The following is a 17267-nucleotide window of genomic DNA, read 5'->3' as shown; positions in this document are numbered from 1 at the left end:
AAGTTATATTTGGTATGTCCAAAAACAGCAGAGGAAGCTTATGTAGCTATTCAGGAGTATATAGACTTCTACAATACGGATCGCTTCCAGGAAAAATTTAACGGCCTTTCCCCGATTGAATATCGAGAAAAGGCCGCAGCTTGAAATACTCTTTTTTTATTGTCTACTTGACAGGGTTATGTGCAATGTATAATATGTACTCTCCTTTTTTCTTTTAGTGAACTAACCCTACCGTACAACGATAAAAAGTTCCCTTTATAAACTCTATAATTACCAGATAGGTCTTAACCTCGATGATTGTTTATCTTCATTTTCTTCATAAACTAATTTTTTTAATTCTTCTTTGAGCATTTGCAGGCGTTCAGCACCTATTTTTTCAATCCAACGTTGCTCAATTTCAGTTAGTATCTACTCTTTTGCCTTCACTACTAGCCAATCTCGTTCGGTCAAAACAATAATCTTTTTTAACTCGAAATCGAATGTATGTTAATGTAACCCTGAGTTAGTCTAATATGAAAAGGATTGCAATCAAACAAAAAGAGGGATAACTTTCATCCCTCTTACATTTTACTTTATTTTCTATTGATTTATCGCAAAGTTTTTAATGCACCACTCCACGCAATAACTTGGTCAAGCATTGCATTAACATTATTAAGGTGTAAATCAGCAGGTTTGAAATCAGTTCCGTTTTCGAAATCTGTAAATAGAGATAAAGTTGGGTGAACCCTAACATCTGCTATTTGTAATTCTCCACAGATTCCACGTAAATGTTCAGCAGCACGAGCACCACCTGTTGAACCATAGCTAACAATTCCAGCTGCTTTATTATTCCATTCATCACGAGCTGAATCCAATGCGTTTTTTAATGCACCTGTTATGCTGTGATTATATTCTGCAGCAATGAATACAAAACCATCTAAATTAGTTAGCTTTTCCGACCAAGATTTTAAACCGGGTTCATCTCCAGCAGTTGTAAACACAAACGGCAAATTGAAGTCCACAATATCTACAATTTCATACTCTGCATCTCCTCGTTTATTTGCAATACCGTATACCCATTCTCCAACTTGAGGGCTAACTCGACCTTGGCGTGTACTACCTAAAATAATCCCTATTTTTAGTTTTTCATTTGTCATTGGTTCTTCCTCCTTAGTGGATGTTCTAAATAATTTGTCTAAAAAGCCCATTCTATTCCACCACCATTTTTTTCTTTATTAGAATAAACAAAGCAATGAAGCACTATACAAAATTGTTAGTTCCTTCTTACACTAACTGCCCCAATAGTTGAACAAAGGGATGCTTTGCTTTCAGGAGGTCTATGGGTACGGCAAATGTTTTTCAAAATACAGCCTTTGATTTTCGCTACCTTTTTCCAATTGGCTCTAGTGGCATCTGGAAACCTTGAAGTATATTTTCCTCTTGGTATATGACCTATCCATTCATTTAATCGGTCGTACTGGTTGTCTATAAACTTCTGTACTGAAGCATCTCGATTTAACAAAGTTCCATCTAAATCAAATATGACTGACTTAATCATTTTGCATTCTCTCCCAAGAACATAATTTTTTTTATTTCTTTATCATTAACTTAAATACCTTCTTCAACTATCTGGCCCAAATGCAAAAAGAGCGCTCATCCTTATTTTAATGAATCGCGCCCTTTAACTTAATAATGAATATTGATTTGACTATACTTCGACAACATCCACTTTCCAGCTCTTTTGCAGTTTTCGAATATAAATGATTTGACCAATGTGATATGCGTTATGAGTTGATACATTTCCAAGTACTTCCCACCACTTCGCAGGTGCAGGAAAGCCATTCACTTCACTTTCCACTTTTTCTTCCGTTAATAAATTTTGCCATTGTAATAGCACCTCTAAAAGTCGTTCTTTTAAGTCATTAAAATTTTTATTTTCTGGAATGATAAAGCTTTTATTATTATCACCTATGGAAGGCACAGCATTGACATGAGATTTTTTGTACCTGGTTTGCCATGTTTCATTCCAATAAAGCAGGTGCTGCACAATTTCAACAATACTATTACAATTTTCATTAGGCTTCCAAAACGCTTCTTCCTCTGACAAGTTTTCAACAGAGTCAGAAAATGGAAGGTACCAGCTAGGATCATTAGCATTAGCTAATAATTGATTGGATAATACGTCTTTTGCATGAAACATGCTTTCCACACTCCTATTAAATTTTTTCTTTAAATCCAAAATAATGTAAAAATAGTCAGAAAGTGAATACCTAGTACTATTTATTTCTCTAGATTAAAGTTAATTCCCTTTATTATTTTTCATAAGAAAAGCGTTTCTATTTTAGCCTATATAAAATTAGACGCATAGGTGACTAATTGTACTCAAATGTTAAAACATGGCCTAAACTCTTATTCCACAATCTGGCCCTTTAATTGAACAAAAAAGGGAAGGTGCCACAGCTTATATCTTCTTGTAGACTTCTGCATACGCTGCCTTTAATTGGTCTCGCAAATCCTTGTTTGAAGGGAAATATTGAATACAGTGAAGAAAATAACAGTAAACTAGTCGCAAAATTGAATCCTTCTGTTACACAGGGATTCCGGAAGAAGGAAGAGGAATTTCAATTTAATAAGGATGCAAGAATGTACGTTTGTAGGGCTGGGCATTTGGCTATCAGGAAAGCTCGCCAGGGCAAAAAGGATGTAGCGACGAATCAAACAGATACCTATTACTTCGATATAGAAAAGTGTAAGATTTGTCCCTTAAAAGAGGACTATTATAAAGAAGGAACGAAAAGCAAGACCTATTCTGTCAGTATTAAATCCAATGAACATACAGAACAAGCTACATTCCAGGAAAGTGAGTATTTTAAAGGAAAATCAAAAGAACGTTATAAAATAGCAGCGAAAAACAGTGAATTGAAACACAGAAGCAAAAAAAGACGATTTCCATTCAAGTATCGAATGAGAATCGTCTTTTTTTAGTTTGATTTACCGTACTAGATAAAAAAGCGTGAGTTTTTCAGCAGCCATCCTTTTTGGACAGGCCCCTTTCCGCTAATTAATAAAATTTCTAGTAGAGCTCGATATCATTATATTTGTCACTTCAGAATATTACCATCTATACTTCAGAGAAGGTATCTCCAAAATGAATTGGTTTTCATTCTTTGAAAAAAACTAAGAGAATACTGCAATTTTACGTGCGATAGATTCTGTTAAACGAGATGCTACTTTTGGAACAGCCCATTTAATAATTGGTGTTAACACCGCACCAGATAATCCGCCTGCATGGATTTCCACCGTACAAGTCATTATTGTTTCACCATTAACATCTTCTGCAGTAAAGTGACCGCTTCCTGTAAAATTATCTGATAAACCTTTTAGTTCAAACTTAATATTTGAAGGTTCATTCCATTCGGTAATATCTACCTGCGCTTGTATTGTTTTTTTAATACCTTTCACACTACCTTCAAATGTCCAAATAGATTGCTTGTCATTTATGATTTCATGTTCTTTATAGGCTGGTACTGTCGTTGCCCATTTTTCGAGATCACTGACATAATCCCAAACTGCTTGTACATCTACTGGAACTACTACAGTATGCGTTCCCGTTGCCATTATGATCCCCACCTTCACTATGTATGAATTGTAACTTTACATTTCTACAATATAATTATTACATAAAAAGCATAAACTTACATCACTAATTACATAGCTTTCCTTCTTCCAATCCCCCAATTATTTGTATGACCAAATTTTTCCAACCCTCTACAATCCGGCCCTTTAATGGAATAACAGGACTGACGTTTTTAAACGACTTTAATGTCACTTAACAGTATTCCTTATGAAACTTTCCTGCCCCGTTAGTACCACAAGAAAAGGGCTGCCTCAGTTGGGGTAAGCACCCATTATAAACATACATTAGATTTTTACATAAAAATTACCAGCTTTTTATTAGAAGCTATAGAACATTATAAAAGGGTATGATTTATCTACTTTAAGGAGGTTTTCTAACATGACCAAGAACAATCAACAGCAAAAACAAATAGACACTCAACTACCTGATACAAACTTTACTGATACTGAATTAGGACAAGAACTTGCAAATATTCATCAAGAAGTTTCTCAATTAATTCAAACCGTGTCTCAATTTCGAGATTCTCCACAAGGTGCCCAAGCAAATCAAGCTTCAAACTCATCAAAAAAACAGATGGAATCATTTAGTTCTCAAGCTCAACAACAAATGCAGAAAACAGATCAACAAAGTCAACAAGAAGAAACCCCAAAAGAAAAACACAATATAAGAGATTATGATAGAGCATGGGAAGATGACCGTCTTTAATAGAGGGCATCTTCCTTTAATTCATTGACTCAAGTCCTTCATTTCTTCTTTCACTAACTTCTCCCGTTTTTGCTTAAGAAAAGGAGCTTCTCATCAGCTCCTTGTAATATATAGTAAAGCACCCGTTGTTGAACAAAGAGGAATCACCTTATTCAGCCATAGGTCTCGTGCCATTCATTTTTAAAGTCTATTTATCAATAAAGTCTATGTTATTGTCTAGACACCATTTAATCGCAATTTGTTTATATCGTTCGTCACGATAAGAATACCATTGGTCCTCCATTTCAAAGTCAATGATTTTGTCCTTAAATCTTCTAAAAGCACCCTTACCCTTAATTGAACTTAATAATTTATCTTGTTTTCTTTCATCACTAACAGTAAAACAAAAGTCTTCTATGATCTCATATTCATTTACTTCATATTTTGTTGGGAGTTCCTTGTAATTCTCAAAGTTTTCAAATACATCATTAGCAACTTTTCTATCTTCTTGTTCCCACTCAGGTAAATGCCCGAATTCTTCTTCATCTTCAGCTGCTCTCAAGTCATCCAAAGTTACTGAAATGATTTCACCAGTTTTTACATTTAAAAATGTCCGAGACTCATCAAACTGCATTTCCAATTCTTCAATAATGGCCTGAATCTTTACTGGATTTTTCAATTAGTGATCACCCTTCAATTTTTTACTAATGCACCTGTTAGCATTCCTGTAGCTCGTTAAATATCAGGTTTTAAAAAAATAGAGCCCCTCAGTAAGATACGAGTATAGAGACCAATCTAACTCAAAGCCTTAATGAGGAAGCCCTACTATGAATTTTAAAATGTAAAACAAACAAAATCAACTAATTGAGAGAATTACGAATCAACATCCAGTTGTTGGCGGACATACTAGAAAAACTACACGTTATTGTGAAGGAGGAATAGCTAAAATATGGCCCAATTGTTGAATAAAGATCAAACAGCACTCTTCAACTATCCTGCCCGATAGTTGCATAAGAAAATGGAGCTGTTTTCAGCCCCATATAGAAGTTAAGCACCCATTATTATTTCATTAAGGATCTACACTGTGAAATAATTATTGTCTTGAAACACCTAATTCCTTCTAACTTTGACTTATTGTACAATAAAGCTAAAAAGGTTTGAGGTATCTAATGAAAAAAGGAAATTCTTATATTCTTGTTTTCTCCGTGCTTGTCTTTTTAATAATACTACTTGTTTCAACAACACCCATAATAATTAAAACTTTACTTGTTATTATAACGATTGGGTTTCTATTTCCTATTATTAGAAAGATTCTGTTTAAAGATAAATTCAGAAAAATTAAAGTGGCTTTCTATTCATCATTGTCCTTTACCATTGGTTTTTTTCTAATCTCAATGATTGAGGAACAATCATTTAATTTAAATGGAGAGTTATTTGATTTTACTATTATTCTGCTTTTTTATAGTTTAATTGGAAATTTCGTTTATGGCTTACCTGTATCTCTAATCGCTGAATTTATCTCTATGAAGTTTTTCAATATTCGATTCTGGTTATCTGGATTAATTCATATTGGATTTGGGTTGGGTACATACTTTATTGAACCAGGTTTCTCTATACCTGCGATTATTTGCTCGATAATCTTTTTTGCTCTTGATGAAATCACTAAAAAAAATTCGCCTTCTTTTTCAACTAACCTGCCCCGATAGTTCATTAAGCAAAAAGGCCACCTGTCACTTAGGAGTTATTTTGCACTATAAGTAAATATAAAAAGCCCAATTTCTCAGCACTAAAATTGAGAAATTGGACTTTTACCGTTACTTCGGAAAAGCTCCCTTTAATGGAATACCTAAAATATGATCTTAGTCTTAAAATCAATTAATTCCTCTTTCAGGAAGGCCCCCGATAGTTTAAGTATAATATTTAACAATCGTAGACTAGTAAGCACGAGCAAACCAAACCGTATGTTTTGCTTCTTTACCACAATGAAGGCATGTGTGCTTTGTTGTCGGTGGGTTAAATGGAATGTTTCGTGTTGTGAATTTTGTTTTTTCTTTTACATTTTCTTCACAAGCATCCTCTCCGCACCAACCAGCTAATATCCAACCAGGAATTGTTCCATTTTGTTCGGATTCTGCTAGATGTTGTTTTAACTGTTCGATTGTATCGATATGTGTGTGTGAATTCTTCGCACGGAAAGCTTTTGCTTTTTCAAATAGACGAGTTTGCATTGTTTCAAGTTCTTTTTTAATGCTTTCAACAATTGATTCTAAAGGTACGGAAACTTTCTCCTCTACATCACGTGCTTTCATTAAACCTTGATTATTTACTAAATCACGTGGACCAAGTTCAATACGTACAGGTACACCTTTTAACTCCCATTCATTAAATTTATAGCCTGGAGATTGATCAGAATCATCAAGACGAACGCGAATTCCTTCCGCTTTTAAAGCTGCAAAGATTTCATCTAATTTCTCCATAATTGCATGGTTCTTTTTCCATGGACCAACTGGAATCAAAACGACTTGAGTCGGTGCTATTTTTGGTGGTAAAACAAGACCTTGTTCATCGCCATGAACCATGATGACCGAACCAATTAAACGTGTGGACGTACCCCAAGATGTTGTATGAACATAAGCGTGTTTATTTTCTTTATTTAAATATTTTATATCAAATGCTTCCGCAAATTTTGTACCTAAGTAGTGTGAGGTACCTGCTTGTACGGCTTTTCCATCTTTCATCATTGCTTCAATGGAGAATGTATCAATCGCACCGGCAAAGCGTTCTAATGGTGTCTTTTGCCCTTCATAAACTGGAATCGCAAGTAATCCTTCTACGACTTCTTTATAAATAGTTAACATTTGCATTGTTTCCTTACGCGCATCTTCTTGATCCACATGAGCAGTATGTCCTTCTTGCCATAAAAATTCAGAGGTACGGATGAATGGAAGAGTTTTCTTTTCCCAACGGAATACATTTGCCCATTGATTAATTAAAACTGGAAGATCTCGATAACTTTTAATCCATTTTGAATACAAATGTCCAATCATTGTTTCTGAAGTTGGACGCAGTGCTAAACGTTCTTCTAATTTCTCTCCTGCAGCTTCTGTTACCCAAGGAAGCTCTGGTGAGAATCCTTCAATATGATCCTTTTCCTTTTCGAAGAAGGATTCTGGAATTAACATTGGGAAGTATGCATTGCGATGACCGGTTTCTTTAAACCGTTTATCCATCTCTTCTTGAATATGTTCCCATAATTCATAGCCATCTGGCTTAAATGCAATACAACCACGAACTGGGGTGTAATCCATTAAATCAGCTTTTTGAATCGTATCAATATACCATTTTGAAAAATCGTTTGTTATTTGTGACATCGTCTTTACCTCCTGAGAAAATGAAATAACTTTACAAAATAAAAAAAGCATAAAGAGTCCTTAAAAAAGGACGTCTTTACGCTAGTAGACGTGGTACCACCTTAGTTCGACATTAATAATAAATATTAAGTCCTCTAAACGTTTGTAACGAAACGACTCGGTTAATTTTTATCTAACATCTCCGTGGTAGGGTTCAATAAGAAGGGGTGATATAGCTTTCAGCCAAGGCTATATTTTCTGTTTCACAATCCTTATTTACTTGAGCACATCATTGATTACATATTTATAAATTAATATATCAATTTGCTAAAAGTAATTCAATTATTACTGTAACACAAACAAAAGCTACTACAAAAATAACTAAGCAGATAAATTTAAATATTTACTCCTTCTTATTATCATAAAAAGAAATGTTTTAATTTTTGCTTATTGAATTAACCTGCCAGTTACTTTAAGTATAAAATTTAACATTCTCTTCTAAACTTTAACCTAGAAATCCAATTTTCTTTAAAGGCGTTGCTCCATAATATGGTCCGATTGCTGAACAAAATTAAAAAAGCATTCTTTAGCTATCTGTTATTTAGTTCATAAATAAGGTTCCATAAACAGACATTTATGCTGCTAAAACAACTTTATCAAAAAACAATATGTTGATAATTTCATAAACGCTATTTGTTACAAAACTCGTGATTTAGTAAACAGTTTTTATTAAATAGTTAAATAATTTTTAGAGAATAGAACTAACGCACCCGTTAGTTTAAGAACAATATTTCACAATCTTATCTTCACCATCCCTTTATAGTAGCCAAAAGACAAGTCCTATTACTGTTAATGAGAAAAGTAACGGGATTGCACAACCAACTCCTAAACAACTGGAAAGCAAGTTATAAATAGACCAACGAGTTTTTTCTCCCTTGGTCGGTTCTTCTTCGAACACTTTAGGCGTACTTGTCCTATTCTTTTTCATAATTAATATCCTTCCCTGCGAATTTATAAAGAAAAAGTTGCCTTCGAGACAGCTCTAATCTTCAGCTAACGCACCCGTTAGTCTCATCAAGATTTTAATATCATCATCTTATTTCCAATCATTTTTCAAAGGGAATTATTCTTTTTTCAGTTTCGTTTCTTGTTTGGTTAGGATTTTGTAATCCATGATGAATTTGGAATTTGGAAGGTAATGAATGACAAACCATCTATCAGAATCTGAATTTGAAATACTTGTTGGCAATTTAAGATCTACATTATGAACTTTAACATGCAGATAACTGCCCGACTTATATGGACTTCTATGATCAAATTCAGTCGGAACCCCTTGAATAACTCTATAATCATTTGTTAAATAAGCAGGAATGTCTAACCAATGAGGATTAACAAACATCAAAACTATTGTAGCGATTGCGTAAAGTATACGCTCTACTAATTCAAAGTCTTTTTTAAAGAGCATGACAGCACAAGAAAAAGCAAGGAATAGTGTACTTATAGAGATAATCCAAAACATTTCCCTAAACGCAAATTTGCCTTGTAACATGATTACCGCAGCTCCTACAGCAAGGGAAACATACCAAATACGTTTAAATAGTTTACTAAGACTTAAAGACGACTTTTCTCGTTTGATAGATTGTTTGTTATCGATATCGTCCATTACATTAAATCCTTTCAAATTTTTAATTTTTCTTTTTTACTTTGAGCATAAGCCAAAAAATTCTATTTAATATAGAAAAATATTTCCACCTTGTTGAACTATCCTGCCCCTTTAGTTGAAGAAGAAAAATCAAAAGCATTGTTTAACAGAGTCTTTTAAAGAAGTAACAATCAAAAAAAGTTCGTAAAGTGTACTATTATGAACAGTGTTTATCGACTGTAAAAAGCAATCTACTCCCCTTCAAATCACTATTCACTTGGGGTAAGGGGCAGTTCTAACGCAAAATAACCCCTGCCCAACTTTTTAAGGCTGGTAACAGAGGGCAATTGCAGTAAAACCATTTAGGTGTTTCGAATTATAGTATTATCCCAAACATGGTTTGCGTATCCAAAGAGATTTAGCGTGTCTTGATACCAAGTTGCTATTCAAATGGGCAGGAAATTGGGAAAATAAATGTTTATGTATTCGTTTATGTTTAAGATCCAACGCTATGTTCTACTGCATAATCCCAACTAGGAAAATAATACAATGCATTTTTCATTAACTCCGGATCTGACTTCTTTACCTCTTTCTTCCGAGGTGGCTTCCCTTCTTTTTCTACTAATTCAGAAATTTGATTCACGACTTCTTCAACACTCATATTTACTTCCATTTGCTACCTCCTTCTTGTTCTTAACTATATATTTTCCCAATTTACGAAAATTAATACAATTGTACTTTAGCTAACCTTCCCCGATAGTTGCATAAAGAAAAAGCTGCCGAAGCAACCCTGTTATTGAACTAAGCACCAGTTAGCTTAACAAGATAAAATATTTTTCTTGGACACATAAAAGACCATTTTATTGGAAAAATAATCATAAAGGAGATGTAATTATTGAAGAAGATAACTTCCATTACTCTTATAGCAGTATTAGTTACATTATTTCCTTTAAATGTACAAGGATTCGCTCAATCTAATACTGGAGAAGAACCTTGGAGTAAGTATCCGGATAATTCAACAATGAAATTCAAAGATGTGGATTCAATGTATGATTCTCTTGATAAAAATCAATATGTTGAATTTGAGAATGCAAAATTGAACATTCGAGAAAAGGGTTATTTTAAAGACATTAATACGGTACTATCAAAAGCTGATATGTACGGTGGTAAATCAAGACATGGTGGAGAAGGTTATCACCCTAAAAGACAAGTTTATGTATTTGTAACAGTCTCTCAGGATGGTAAAAATGTGACAACAGCTATTTTTGATGCAGAAACTAAAAGACCCATTTCAATAAGTTCAAATTAAAAAATGATGACAACTCTTGGATTTATGGAGTTGTTTTTTATTTTCCAATAACACTCTTTAAGCCATTTTCCTTAATGAACTATCCTGCCCCGTTAGTTCATCAAGAAACTCAACAACATTATTTAACAGAGCTTTTAAAAAAAAAACACAAAAAGCCCCATTTGTTGGGGGGCTTTTTGTGTTTGCTGATAGGACTCCAAAATGCTATAGAAGCACTCCTTTCCGTCATTCTCCCTTTAATTCAGCTAAATAGTGCCTTACGGCACTTTCAACTAGTTCATAAACCGTCCTATCATGAATGATTGCTTGTATTTTTAGTTCCTTCATAAGTTCAACATCCATATCGAATGAAGAACGTTTTCTTATAACGTTGGTTCGTTCCATGGTTGGTGCTGATTGTTCGTTTGCTTGTTTAACCTGTTCTTTACCACGTTTTATGCCAACGTTAGAACGTTGGTTGGTATTGTTAATGGGTTCTTTATTTACATTAGTTGAAACGTTCGCCTTTGCTTTTCCTGCTGTTATAAAGTCATAAATAAGCTGCTCTTGTACCGTTTCCTCGTCACCTTCACCAACGAAATACCAGCCTTTTTCGCCTGAATTTCTATACTCATAACCAGCTTTATTCAATGCTTTTCTTAGTAATTTTTCTGAAAGATGAACATCAGCCCTTTTGGCAATATTCGCTGGTTTATCAGTTTTAATTAACTCCAAGATTTCACCGATTTTCATTTAGTAAGCTCACGGGAAAACCAATACTTCGTTTTGATATTTCGATAAGTACCAATGTCTTTGATCAGCTCGGCAATAAGATCATAACCGCAATATGTGTGCCTCAGCGTGCTAAATTCATCCAATGTGACATAATCATCACTCTTTAATTCAACTTGACACTCTCCACAACAAATCCCCATATCCAACACCTCCACAAAGTATATTGATATATTCGTCGAAACTTGGTGACCATCCTTCTTTTGTACAAAAAACAGGTCTATTGACGGGCCTTTAATGTTTATTAGTTTTTCAAAGTTATCTGGAACCTTAATAAATAAAGGAGAGTACAGTTATTAACACAATGTTACAATAACACACATTCAAAATGTAAATTTTGAGTACACTCATAGTAGATTATTAAAAATGCTATTTTAAGTGGATTTTGTGTGTAAAATTTAAGTTGTATAATAAATGAATTAGATAAGTAGATTGAAAGGATGTCACTTTAGGCGATAATTTGCACTTATTTTGCAACTTTAAAACCCAGCTACCTTCATAAGAGAAGATTAGCTGGGTTTCTTCATTATTCCTGCTTTTCTAAATACCGATAAATCGTTGTTCGAGATACACCTCATTTTTCTGCGACGTCTTTAATCGGTGTACCATTTTCAATTAGTGATTTCATCATTTCAATATCTTTCGGTCCAAATTTTCCAGGACGTCCTCCAAGTCGACCACGTGCTCTACCTGCAGCTCGTCCGGCAGCCGAACGTTCCTCAATTAAATTACGTTCAAATTCCGCAAATGCCGCAAACAAATGAAACATCAATTGGCCTGTGGCATTACTTTTGTCCATTGTTAAATTTTCTTGTAGACTGTGAAAGCCCACACCACGTTCAATTTGAATTAAATCTTGCATATTGCGTCCTAATCGATCTAATCGCCAAACAACAATCGTATCGCCTTCACGTGTACTGAAGTGTTTCCTCTAACCAGGACGCTGTCTTTTTGCCCCACTCATTTTATCGTGAAAAATTTTGGAACAGCCATATTGCGTATGAGCGTCCATCTGTAAATCTAAATTTTGTCATCCCGTCGACACACGTGCATATCCAATTACACTCAAATCACTCTTTCTTATTATTCCTTTATATTTTTTGTAACATAAGATAAAAATAGATAGGTTATTGAACGTAGAATAATGAACAGAGTTTTGTTACGATAAAGGCAATAAAAACGTCCTTTTCAAATCGAACAGTGGTGTGTTCAGAAAAGGACGGGTTTTGGAACAAATAATAACTTATTTATAAAATCGTGCTTAATCGATAAAAATTAAATAAACGCCAATCCCTTAGATATGGGATTGGCGTTTTAGCGCACTTCTTAAAGTTACAAATATGTTAAGTTCATTTTATAAACAACATTTTAAGGAATGTTGTTCAATTCCTCTGTTAATCGTAGGAATTCTTCTTTGTTTCTATCCTGTAATGACTGGTCAATCTCTTTTCGGATTTGCTCTTTTCGGAAATTAAGAAGGGCTTTGTTTATCACCATTTCAGCAAATTCAGAATCCTTGACGTTTATTTCAGGTTGTGGTGGTGTATTAGCCAAATTCTTCTCCATAGGAAACCAACTCCTTGACCTTTTTTCTATTATACCGAAAGTTTCCAGACTATTCAAATAATTAGCCAAGTAGTTCCAATGAAATAATCCGTTTCCTCAATGAAAATGAATAAGTGAAAAACATAAGTGAAAAAACAGGTGTAACAAGAATGAATAGGGGTAGCGTCAGGAAAATGCGGATTTACAACGCTAAGGAAATGTCACCTATTAAAAAAGCCGATTTCCATCATGAACTGCACCTCCATTGTTAGTTGTGTCTAACAATTGGGGTGCAGTTCAATCTCAAGGAATACATACTCTTTCGTAAAAGAAAAATGAATCGGGCAGCTTTTTGGGTTCGATTTCCCAAAAGGGTGCCCTAAAGCTTCTGTCCCACTAGCTTTATTCTGCCCTAACTACGCTTTCGAAATTACTTTTGTGGGATCCGTCACAAAAAGGTTTATTATCGGAAAGTCCACATCTGCATAGGGAAAAGGCTTCTTTTGTTTCAATTTTATTCCCTTCACCATCGACTAGCTCTACATTCCCTGATACACGTAATGAACCATTATCATTAACTTTAATAGTAGCTATAATAAATCACCTCTTTTTTAATACATTTTTGCCCTGGGGGAATAACTTTAAACGATAAATACGTTCTACTTCCTCAATATTATTTGATTGACATCCTGAAATTACCAAAAGAAGAAGTGTTATACCAATAAAAACACACCACATTTTATCGCCCTCCCCCCTTATTTTTAAAGGGTATTGTTTTAAAAAGTTCCAAAAACCTTATTCTATTAACCTGATCCTTTAGCTGCATAAGAAAAAGCAATCCTTCTTAATGAAGAATCGCACCCGTTAGTTCTATAAGAAAAGCGAAACTTCTTCAAGAATCGCTCCCTTTAATTGAAGAATACTTTTCTAATATAGTATCACTGTTAACTAATGTGAAAACTCAATGGTATTGGTACTTTAAATAAAGTTTGATCAAATTGATACTAATAACCTTGATAAACGAACAAAAAGAAAAAGCGTGTTTTGAAAAAAGATTGATCAAAATACGCTTTTAATATAATTAATGAATTATTCTTTTATTAAAAAACTTGCCGTAACTTAGTTAATAAAAATTAGCATTACAGCTGCAATCGATTTTATAGATTGGGCATTATACAAACCCCATTTATTCACAGAGACTGACATGATTGATAAAACTGGAATTTTGATGAATTTATTTTAATAATGATAATATCATCGCTACAGAATTATCTACAAATGAACGCTCTGGACGAGATTTCATTAACACGGTAAGTCCGATTAATGAAACGACTAGTGTCTGTGCTAAAACTTTAGCATTAAGGCTGCTTTCGAGCTCACCTGAGCGAATACCTCGGACAATCGTTTCTTGAAATATGATCGAAAGATACATCTGATGCTCCCTTGTAAGGATTTCAAATTTTTCATCGTGAGGGGCAAGTTCCACCATTGTATTAATGCAAAAACATCCCTTGTTCGGACTTTCTTTATATTCCTCTTCCACCAAATCTTCAAAAAATGTGTGAAATGCTTCCTTTACAGATAGATTGTTTTGAAGTTTTGTTCGAATATGGGAAGCATGTAGCTTTGTATATTTGCGTAATGCAGCCTCAAACAATTTCTCTTTGTCTCCAAAAGCTGAGTATAAGCTTGGTCGTTGTATCCCCATTTTGGCAGTCAAATCGCTTAGCGAAGTAGCCTTGTACCCCTTCTCCCAAAAAAGCAACATAGCATCATCCAACGCTTTTTCCTCATCAAATTCACGTTGTCGAACCATAATAAATCCCTCATTTCAAAAAACAAAATTTCTTCACTAGATAATTAATCTTGTTCTTGATTCTTTTTTATTTGCTCAATGATTCCGAATCTGTCCACTTGAATCCAGTATTCCACTATTTTTCGTTCCTCTAATCGGTATACGGCACTACCTATTTCAATAACCTCTTTATTTGTAGGCAGATAACCCTCATACTCTCCAATATGCATTCCTGTCTGCTTCCATCTGACATGAACTTTTTGATTTTGAGAAATTAATTCTTGAATTTCAATTTTAAATTCCCCCCATGAATCTATCATTTCTCTTATATGCTCAGCATAATTCTCAGGTGACCTTTTAATTGTCACCATGCTTTCTGAATTCACTTGATGTGCTCTTACCTCTTTCGCCATAAAAAACTTAGCTTGTTCGGGATTGCAACCCGATCTGACAACTTCAAAGAAGCTTTTTATAATCTGTTCGTTTGTCTGTAGGAATTTTGGAGATGGTGAATCGCCCCCAGATAATTCAGTTAATTCGTTATTCCCCGGTATTTGATTCATGGATAATTAATCCTCCTTTTAATTACCAATCGGTATATTATGATTTTATTTAATTAAAGTTCTATTGTCAAATTGTGATGATACTTTCAAGAACAGCATTCAAATAACTGCATAACTTACTTGACATCAAAACGTTTTGTTGGTTATCCTTTATTAGGAATCATTTTGTACCGAACGATATATTATACTGTTAAGTACAAAAAAAGGGGATGTAAGTAATGGTAAAGGTGAAGGTTAAAGAAAAAACAACAATTAAAGTTGAAGATCATGATACGAAAACAGATCAGTTACAAATAGTATCCGGATCAACCATGACTCGCTATATGGCACTATTGTTTGCAACAGCCTGTGGGATGGCTGTCGCCAACATATACTATGCACAACCGTTGCTAGACTCACTGGCGACCGAGTTCGGTATCGCCCATTCATCCATCGGCATTGTCATTACCATTACTCAGCTTTGTTACGCGCTAGGACTGCTACTGCTGGTACCGCTCGGTGATCTACTGAATCGACGTCGGCTAATCATCGGTCAGATGCTTTTATCCGTGTTGTCTCTGATTGTGGTTGGCATTGCCCCCATCATCACAGTGCTTTTCACGGGATTAGCTGCGGTCGGACTGCTTGCTGTGGTGACTCAGGTGCTCGTAGCGTTCGCATCGACTTTGGCTCCCCCAGCCGAGCGTGGACGTATAGTCGGCTTGGTGCAAAGTGGAGTCGTGATCGGCATTCTGCTCGCACGAACATTCGCTGGTGTACTAACCGATCTCGCCGGTTGGCGTTCGGTCTATCTAGTTTCTGCCGCCATGATGCTCATCATGACTGGCGTGTTGTTCCGAGTCCTCCCGCATGATGAAAGCGAAAGAGAGTCACTATCCTATCCGCAGCTGCTTCGTTCGGTGCTCACATTGTTCATGCAAGAACGAATCCTACGCATCCGCGGAGTACTGGCTCTGCTGATTTTTACCGCGTTTAGTACATTGTGGACTTCGCTGGTGCTTCCTCTCAGTGCTCCACCATACTCTCTTTCACATACCGCTATTGGAGCGTTTGGTCTTGCTGGAGTTGCCGGAGCATTAGCTGCTGCTCATGCTGGGGGTCTGGCTGATCGAGGTTTAGGGCAGCGAACAACCTGCATAGCCCTAGTTTTATTGCTAGCATCATGGTTCCTAATCAGCTTCACCGAACACTCACTGATCGCATTAGTCATTGGCGTTATCTTTCTTGACCTGGCTGTGCAAGCAGTACATGTCACCAATCAGAGTATGATTTTCACAGTGCGTCCTGAGGCGAGAAGCCGACTTACTGCTGCTTACATGATTTTTTATTCCATCGGCAGTGCCATGGGTTCAATTGTTTCAACCAATATATACGCAAACTATGGATGGATCGGAGTATGTCTATTTGGTGCCTCTGTCAGCGCTTTGGCCCTTTTGTATTGGGTAATAACCTACCGTCTAACGGAGCAGATTAGAGAGAAATAATCGATTTTTATGTTGGTTTGAAATTTTTCAAGACCTAAAATCATACAAAGTTACAAAAAGGGGGTGATACATATTAGTCATGTTGTATCACCCTTTTACTTCTTGTTCAACAAACACACGCTTATATACAGAGTTTTTTCAAAGCAGTGCAGCTTTATTTCAAATATACACGTATTCAATTAAATGGCCCAATTGTTGAATAACAGCACTCTTCAACTATCCTGCCCCGATAGTTGCATAAGAAAAGGAGCTGCTGATCAGCTCCTGATAATGAAGTAAAGCACCCCGTTAGCATTCCTGTAGATCGTTAAATATCAGGTTTGAAAAAAATAGAGCCCCTCAGTAAGATACGAGTATAGAGACCAATCTAACTCAAAATCTTAAGGAGGAAGCCCTACTATGAATTTTAAAATGCAAAACAAACAAAATCAACTAATTGAGAGAATTACGGATCAACATCTAGTTGTTGGTGTGGATATTGCCCAACACGTACACGTGGCCCGTGGCC

General features: G+C 35.2%; 19 protein-coding genes, 3 pseudogenes and 1 other annotated feature. Of the genes and pseudogenes, 6 read left to right on the top strand and 16 right to left on the bottom strand.

Features of this window, described 5'->3' with window-relative positions; genetic code table 11:
• The coding region (locus AC1DVK_RS24105; RefSeq protein WP_477627559.1) for an IS3 family transposase at nt 1–144 on the top strand (144 nt) is incomplete at its 5' end.
• A gap of 126 nt (nt 145–270) precedes the next feature.
• Here AC1DVK_RS24105 and AC1DVK_RS24100 read toward each other — a convergent pair.
• From AC1DVK_RS24100 to AC1DVK_RS24085, 4 genes and pseudogenes are all read right to left on the bottom strand, one after another.
• Nucleotides 271–462, bottom strand: a pseudogene (locus AC1DVK_RS24100) (MarR family winged helix-turn-helix transcriptional regulator); the annotation flags it as partial.
• A gap of 125 nt (nt 463–587) precedes the next feature.
• Nucleotides 588–1187, bottom strand: a complete 600-nt coding sequence (locus AC1DVK_RS24095) for an NADPH-dependent FMN reductase (RefSeq protein WP_477627557.1) — start codon at nt 1185–1187, stop codon at nt 588–590.
• A gap of 65 nt (nt 1188–1252) precedes the next feature.
• On the bottom strand, nt 1253–1537 hold the full coding sequence (locus AC1DVK_RS24090; RefSeq protein WP_477627556.1) for a hypothetical protein: 285 nt from the start codon (nt 1535–1537) through the stop codon (nt 1253–1255).
• 150 nt (nt 1538–1687) lie between these two features.
• Nucleotides 1688–2179, bottom strand: coding sequence for a DinB family protein (locus AC1DVK_RS24085; RefSeq protein ID WP_477627558.1), 492 nt, complete (start codon nt 2177–2179; stop codon nt 1688–1690).
• Between the two features lie 323 nt (nt 2180–2502).
• On the opposite strand from AC1DVK_RS24085, the pseudogene AC1DVK_RS24080 reads away from it, so the two are divergent.
• Nucleotides 2503–2910, top strand: a pseudogene (locus AC1DVK_RS24080) (IS5/IS1182 family transposase); the annotation flags it as partial.
• 246 nt (nt 2911–3156) lie between these two features.
• On the opposite strand, the gene AC1DVK_RS24075 reads toward AC1DVK_RS24080, so the two are convergent.
• On the bottom strand, nt 3157–3597 hold the full coding sequence (locus AC1DVK_RS24075) for an SRPBCC family protein (protein ID WP_089364937.1): 441 nt from the start codon (nt 3595–3597) through the stop codon (nt 3157–3159).
• A 397-nt stretch (nt 3598–3994) separates the two neighbouring features.
• On the opposite strand from AC1DVK_RS24075, the gene AC1DVK_RS24070 reads away from it, so the two are divergent.
• Nucleotides 3995–4321, top strand: coding sequence for a hypothetical protein (locus tag AC1DVK_RS24070; protein ID WP_477627555.1), 327 nt, complete (start codon nt 3995–3997; stop codon nt 4319–4321).
• A gap of 187 nt (nt 4322–4508) precedes the next feature.
• Here the strand turns inward: AC1DVK_RS24070 and AC1DVK_RS24065 are convergent, their stop codons facing one another.
• Nucleotides 4509–4979, bottom strand: coding sequence for a UPF0158 family protein (locus AC1DVK_RS24065; RefSeq protein WP_089364935.1), 471 nt, complete (start codon nt 4977–4979; stop codon nt 4509–4511).
• A gap of 490 nt (nt 4980–5469) precedes the next feature.
• Between AC1DVK_RS24065 and AC1DVK_RS24060 the strand changes: the two genes are divergently transcribed.
• On the top strand, nt 5470–6006 hold the full coding sequence (locus AC1DVK_RS24060) for a hypothetical protein (RefSeq protein ID WP_477627554.1): 537 nt from the start codon (nt 5470–5472) through the stop codon (nt 6004–6006).
• Between the two features lie 228 nt (nt 6007–6234).
• Here the strand turns inward: AC1DVK_RS24060 and proS are convergent, their stop codons facing one another.
• The 3 genes from proS to AC1DVK_RS24045 form a co-directional block, all read right to left on the bottom strand.
• Complete coding sequence (gene proS, locus AC1DVK_RS24055; RefSeq protein ID WP_377406417.1) at nt 6235–7671, bottom strand: proline--tRNA ligase; 1437 nt, start codon at nt 7669–7671, stop codon at nt 6235–6237.
• 63 nt (nt 7672–7734) lie between these two features.
• Nucleotides 7735–7952, bottom strand: a binding site (T-box leader).
• An 821-nt stretch (nt 7953–8773) separates the two neighbouring features.
• A complete protein-coding gene (locus tag AC1DVK_RS24050; RefSeq protein WP_477627553.1) occupies nt 8774–9313 on the bottom strand; it encodes a hypothetical protein in 540 nt (179 codons plus the stop codon).
• 475 nt (nt 9314–9788) lie between these two features.
• A complete protein-coding gene (locus tag AC1DVK_RS24045) occupies nt 9789–9965 on the bottom strand; it encodes a hypothetical protein (protein WP_167555982.1) in 177 nt (58 codons plus the stop codon).
• 222 nt (nt 9966–10187) lie between these two features.
• Between AC1DVK_RS24045 and AC1DVK_RS24040 the strand changes: the two genes are divergently transcribed.
• Nucleotides 10188–10601, top strand: coding sequence for a hypothetical protein (locus AC1DVK_RS24040; protein WP_477627552.1), 414 nt, complete (start codon nt 10188–10190; stop codon nt 10599–10601).
• 225 nt (nt 10602–10826) lie between these two features.
• Here AC1DVK_RS24040 and AC1DVK_RS24035 read toward each other — a convergent pair whose 3' ends face one another.
• The 7 genes and pseudogenes from AC1DVK_RS24035 to AC1DVK_RS24005 all read right to left on the bottom strand — a co-directional run bounded on the left by AC1DVK_RS24035 (nt 10827) and on the right by AC1DVK_RS24005 (nt 15275).
• Nucleotides 10827–11333, bottom strand: a complete 507-nt coding sequence (locus AC1DVK_RS24035) for a hypothetical protein (protein ID WP_477627551.1) — start codon at nt 11331–11333, stop codon at nt 10827–10829.
• Nucleotides 11330–11515 carry a hypothetical protein gene (locus tag AC1DVK_RS24030; RefSeq protein ID WP_477627550.1) on the bottom strand — a complete coding sequence of 62 codons (186 nt, stop codon included), beginning with the start codon at nt 11513–11515 and terminating at the stop codon, nt 11330–11332. Before AC1DVK_RS24030 ends, AC1DVK_RS24035 begins: the two co-directional genes overlap by 4 nt.
• Before the next feature lie 434 nt (nt 11516–11949).
• Nucleotides 11950–12384, bottom strand: a pseudogene (locus tag AC1DVK_RS24025) (recombinase family protein); the annotation flags it as partial.
• Between the two features lie 356 nt (nt 12385–12740).
• Nucleotides 12741–12938 (bottom strand): IDEAL domain-containing protein, encoded by a 198-nt coding sequence (locus AC1DVK_RS24020; protein ID WP_410862895.1) that lies wholly within the window; start codon nt 12936–12938, stop codon nt 12741–12743.
• Between the two features lie 381 nt (nt 12939–13319).
• Entirely contained in the window at nt 13320–13514 is a 195-nt protein-coding gene (locus AC1DVK_RS24015) for a CDGSH iron-sulfur domain-containing protein (protein ID WP_081109037.1), read from the bottom strand.
• Between the two features lie 637 nt (nt 13515–14151).
• Entirely contained in the window at nt 14152–14733 is a 582-nt protein-coding gene (locus tag AC1DVK_RS24010; RefSeq protein WP_089364843.1) for a TetR/AcrR family transcriptional regulator, read from the bottom strand.
• Between the two features lie 44 nt (nt 14734–14777).
• Entirely contained in the window at nt 14778–15275 is a 498-nt protein-coding gene (locus tag AC1DVK_RS24005) for an ester cyclase (RefSeq protein WP_410862899.1), read from the bottom strand.
• 311 nt (nt 15276–15586) lie between these two features.
• Between AC1DVK_RS24005 and AC1DVK_RS24000 the strand changes: the two genes are divergently transcribed.
• Complete coding sequence (locus tag AC1DVK_RS24000; protein ID WP_410862951.1) at nt 15587–16759, top strand: MFS transporter; 1173 nt, start codon at nt 15587–15589, stop codon at nt 16757–16759.
• Nucleotides 16760–17267: the final 508 nt, after the last annotated feature.

The organism is Peribacillus sp. P4_B1, from assembly GCF_056402395.1.
The sequence above is the reverse complement of the archived record's forward strand: the minus strand, read 5'-3'. Positions and strand labels throughout refer to the sequence as shown.

Excerpts from the sequence above, each read along its gene's own strand:
- AC1DVK_RS24050 (WP_477627553.1), bottom strand. The coding sequence starts at position 9,313 with ATGGACGATATCGATAACAAACAATCTATCAAACGAGAAAAGTCGTCT.
- AC1DVK_RS24045 (WP_167555982.1), bottom strand. The coding sequence starts at position 9,965 with ATGGAAGTAAATATGAGTGTTGAAGAAGTCGTGAATCAAATTTCTGAA.
- AC1DVK_RS24075 (WP_089364937.1), bottom strand. The coding sequence starts at position 3,597 with ATGGCAACGGGAACGCATACTGTAGTAGTTCCAGTAGATGTACAAGCA.
- AC1DVK_RS24010 (WP_089364843.1), bottom strand. The coding sequence starts at position 14,733 with ATGGTTCGACAACGTGAATTTGATGAGGAAAAAGCGTTGGATGATGCT.
- AC1DVK_RS24095 (WP_477627557.1), bottom strand. The coding sequence starts at position 1,187 with ATGGGCTTTTTAGACAAATTATTTAGAACATCCACTAAGGAGGAAGAA.
- AC1DVK_RS24035 (WP_477627551.1), bottom strand. The coding sequence starts at position 11,333 with ATGAAAATCGGTGAAATCTTGGAGTTAATTAAAACTGATAAACCAGCG.
- proS (WP_377406417.1), bottom strand. The coding sequence starts at position 7,671 with ATGTCACAAATAACAAACGATTTTTCAAAATGGTATATTGATACGATT.
- AC1DVK_RS24060 (WP_477627554.1), top strand. The coding sequence starts at position 5,470 with ATGAAAAAAGGAAATTCTTATATTCTTGTTTTCTCCGTGCTTGTCTTT.
- AC1DVK_RS24000 (WP_410862951.1), top strand. The coding sequence starts at position 15,587 with ATGACTCGCTATATGGCACTATTGTTTGCAACAGCCTGTGGGATGGCT.
- AC1DVK_RS24005 (WP_410862899.1), bottom strand. The coding sequence starts at position 15,275 with ATGAATCAAATACCGGGGAATAACGAATTAACTGAATTATCTGGGGGC.
- AC1DVK_RS24090 (WP_477627556.1), bottom strand. The coding sequence starts at position 1,537 with ATGATTAAGTCAGTCATATTTGATTTAGATGGAACTTTGTTAAATCGA.
- AC1DVK_RS24030 (WP_477627550.1), bottom strand. The coding sequence starts at position 11,515 with ATGGGGATTTGTTGTGGAGAGTGTCAAGTTGAATTAAAGAGTGATGAT.
- AC1DVK_RS24070 (WP_477627555.1), top strand. The coding sequence starts at position 3,995 with ATGACCAAGAACAATCAACAGCAAAAACAAATAGACACTCAACTACCT.
- AC1DVK_RS24020 (WP_410862895.1), bottom strand. The coding sequence starts at position 12,938 with ATGGAGAAGAATTTGGCTAATACACCACCACAACCTGAAATAAACGTC.
- AC1DVK_RS24085 (WP_477627558.1), bottom strand. The coding sequence starts at position 2,179 with ATGTTTCATGCAAAAGACGTATTATCCAATCAATTATTAGCTAATGCT.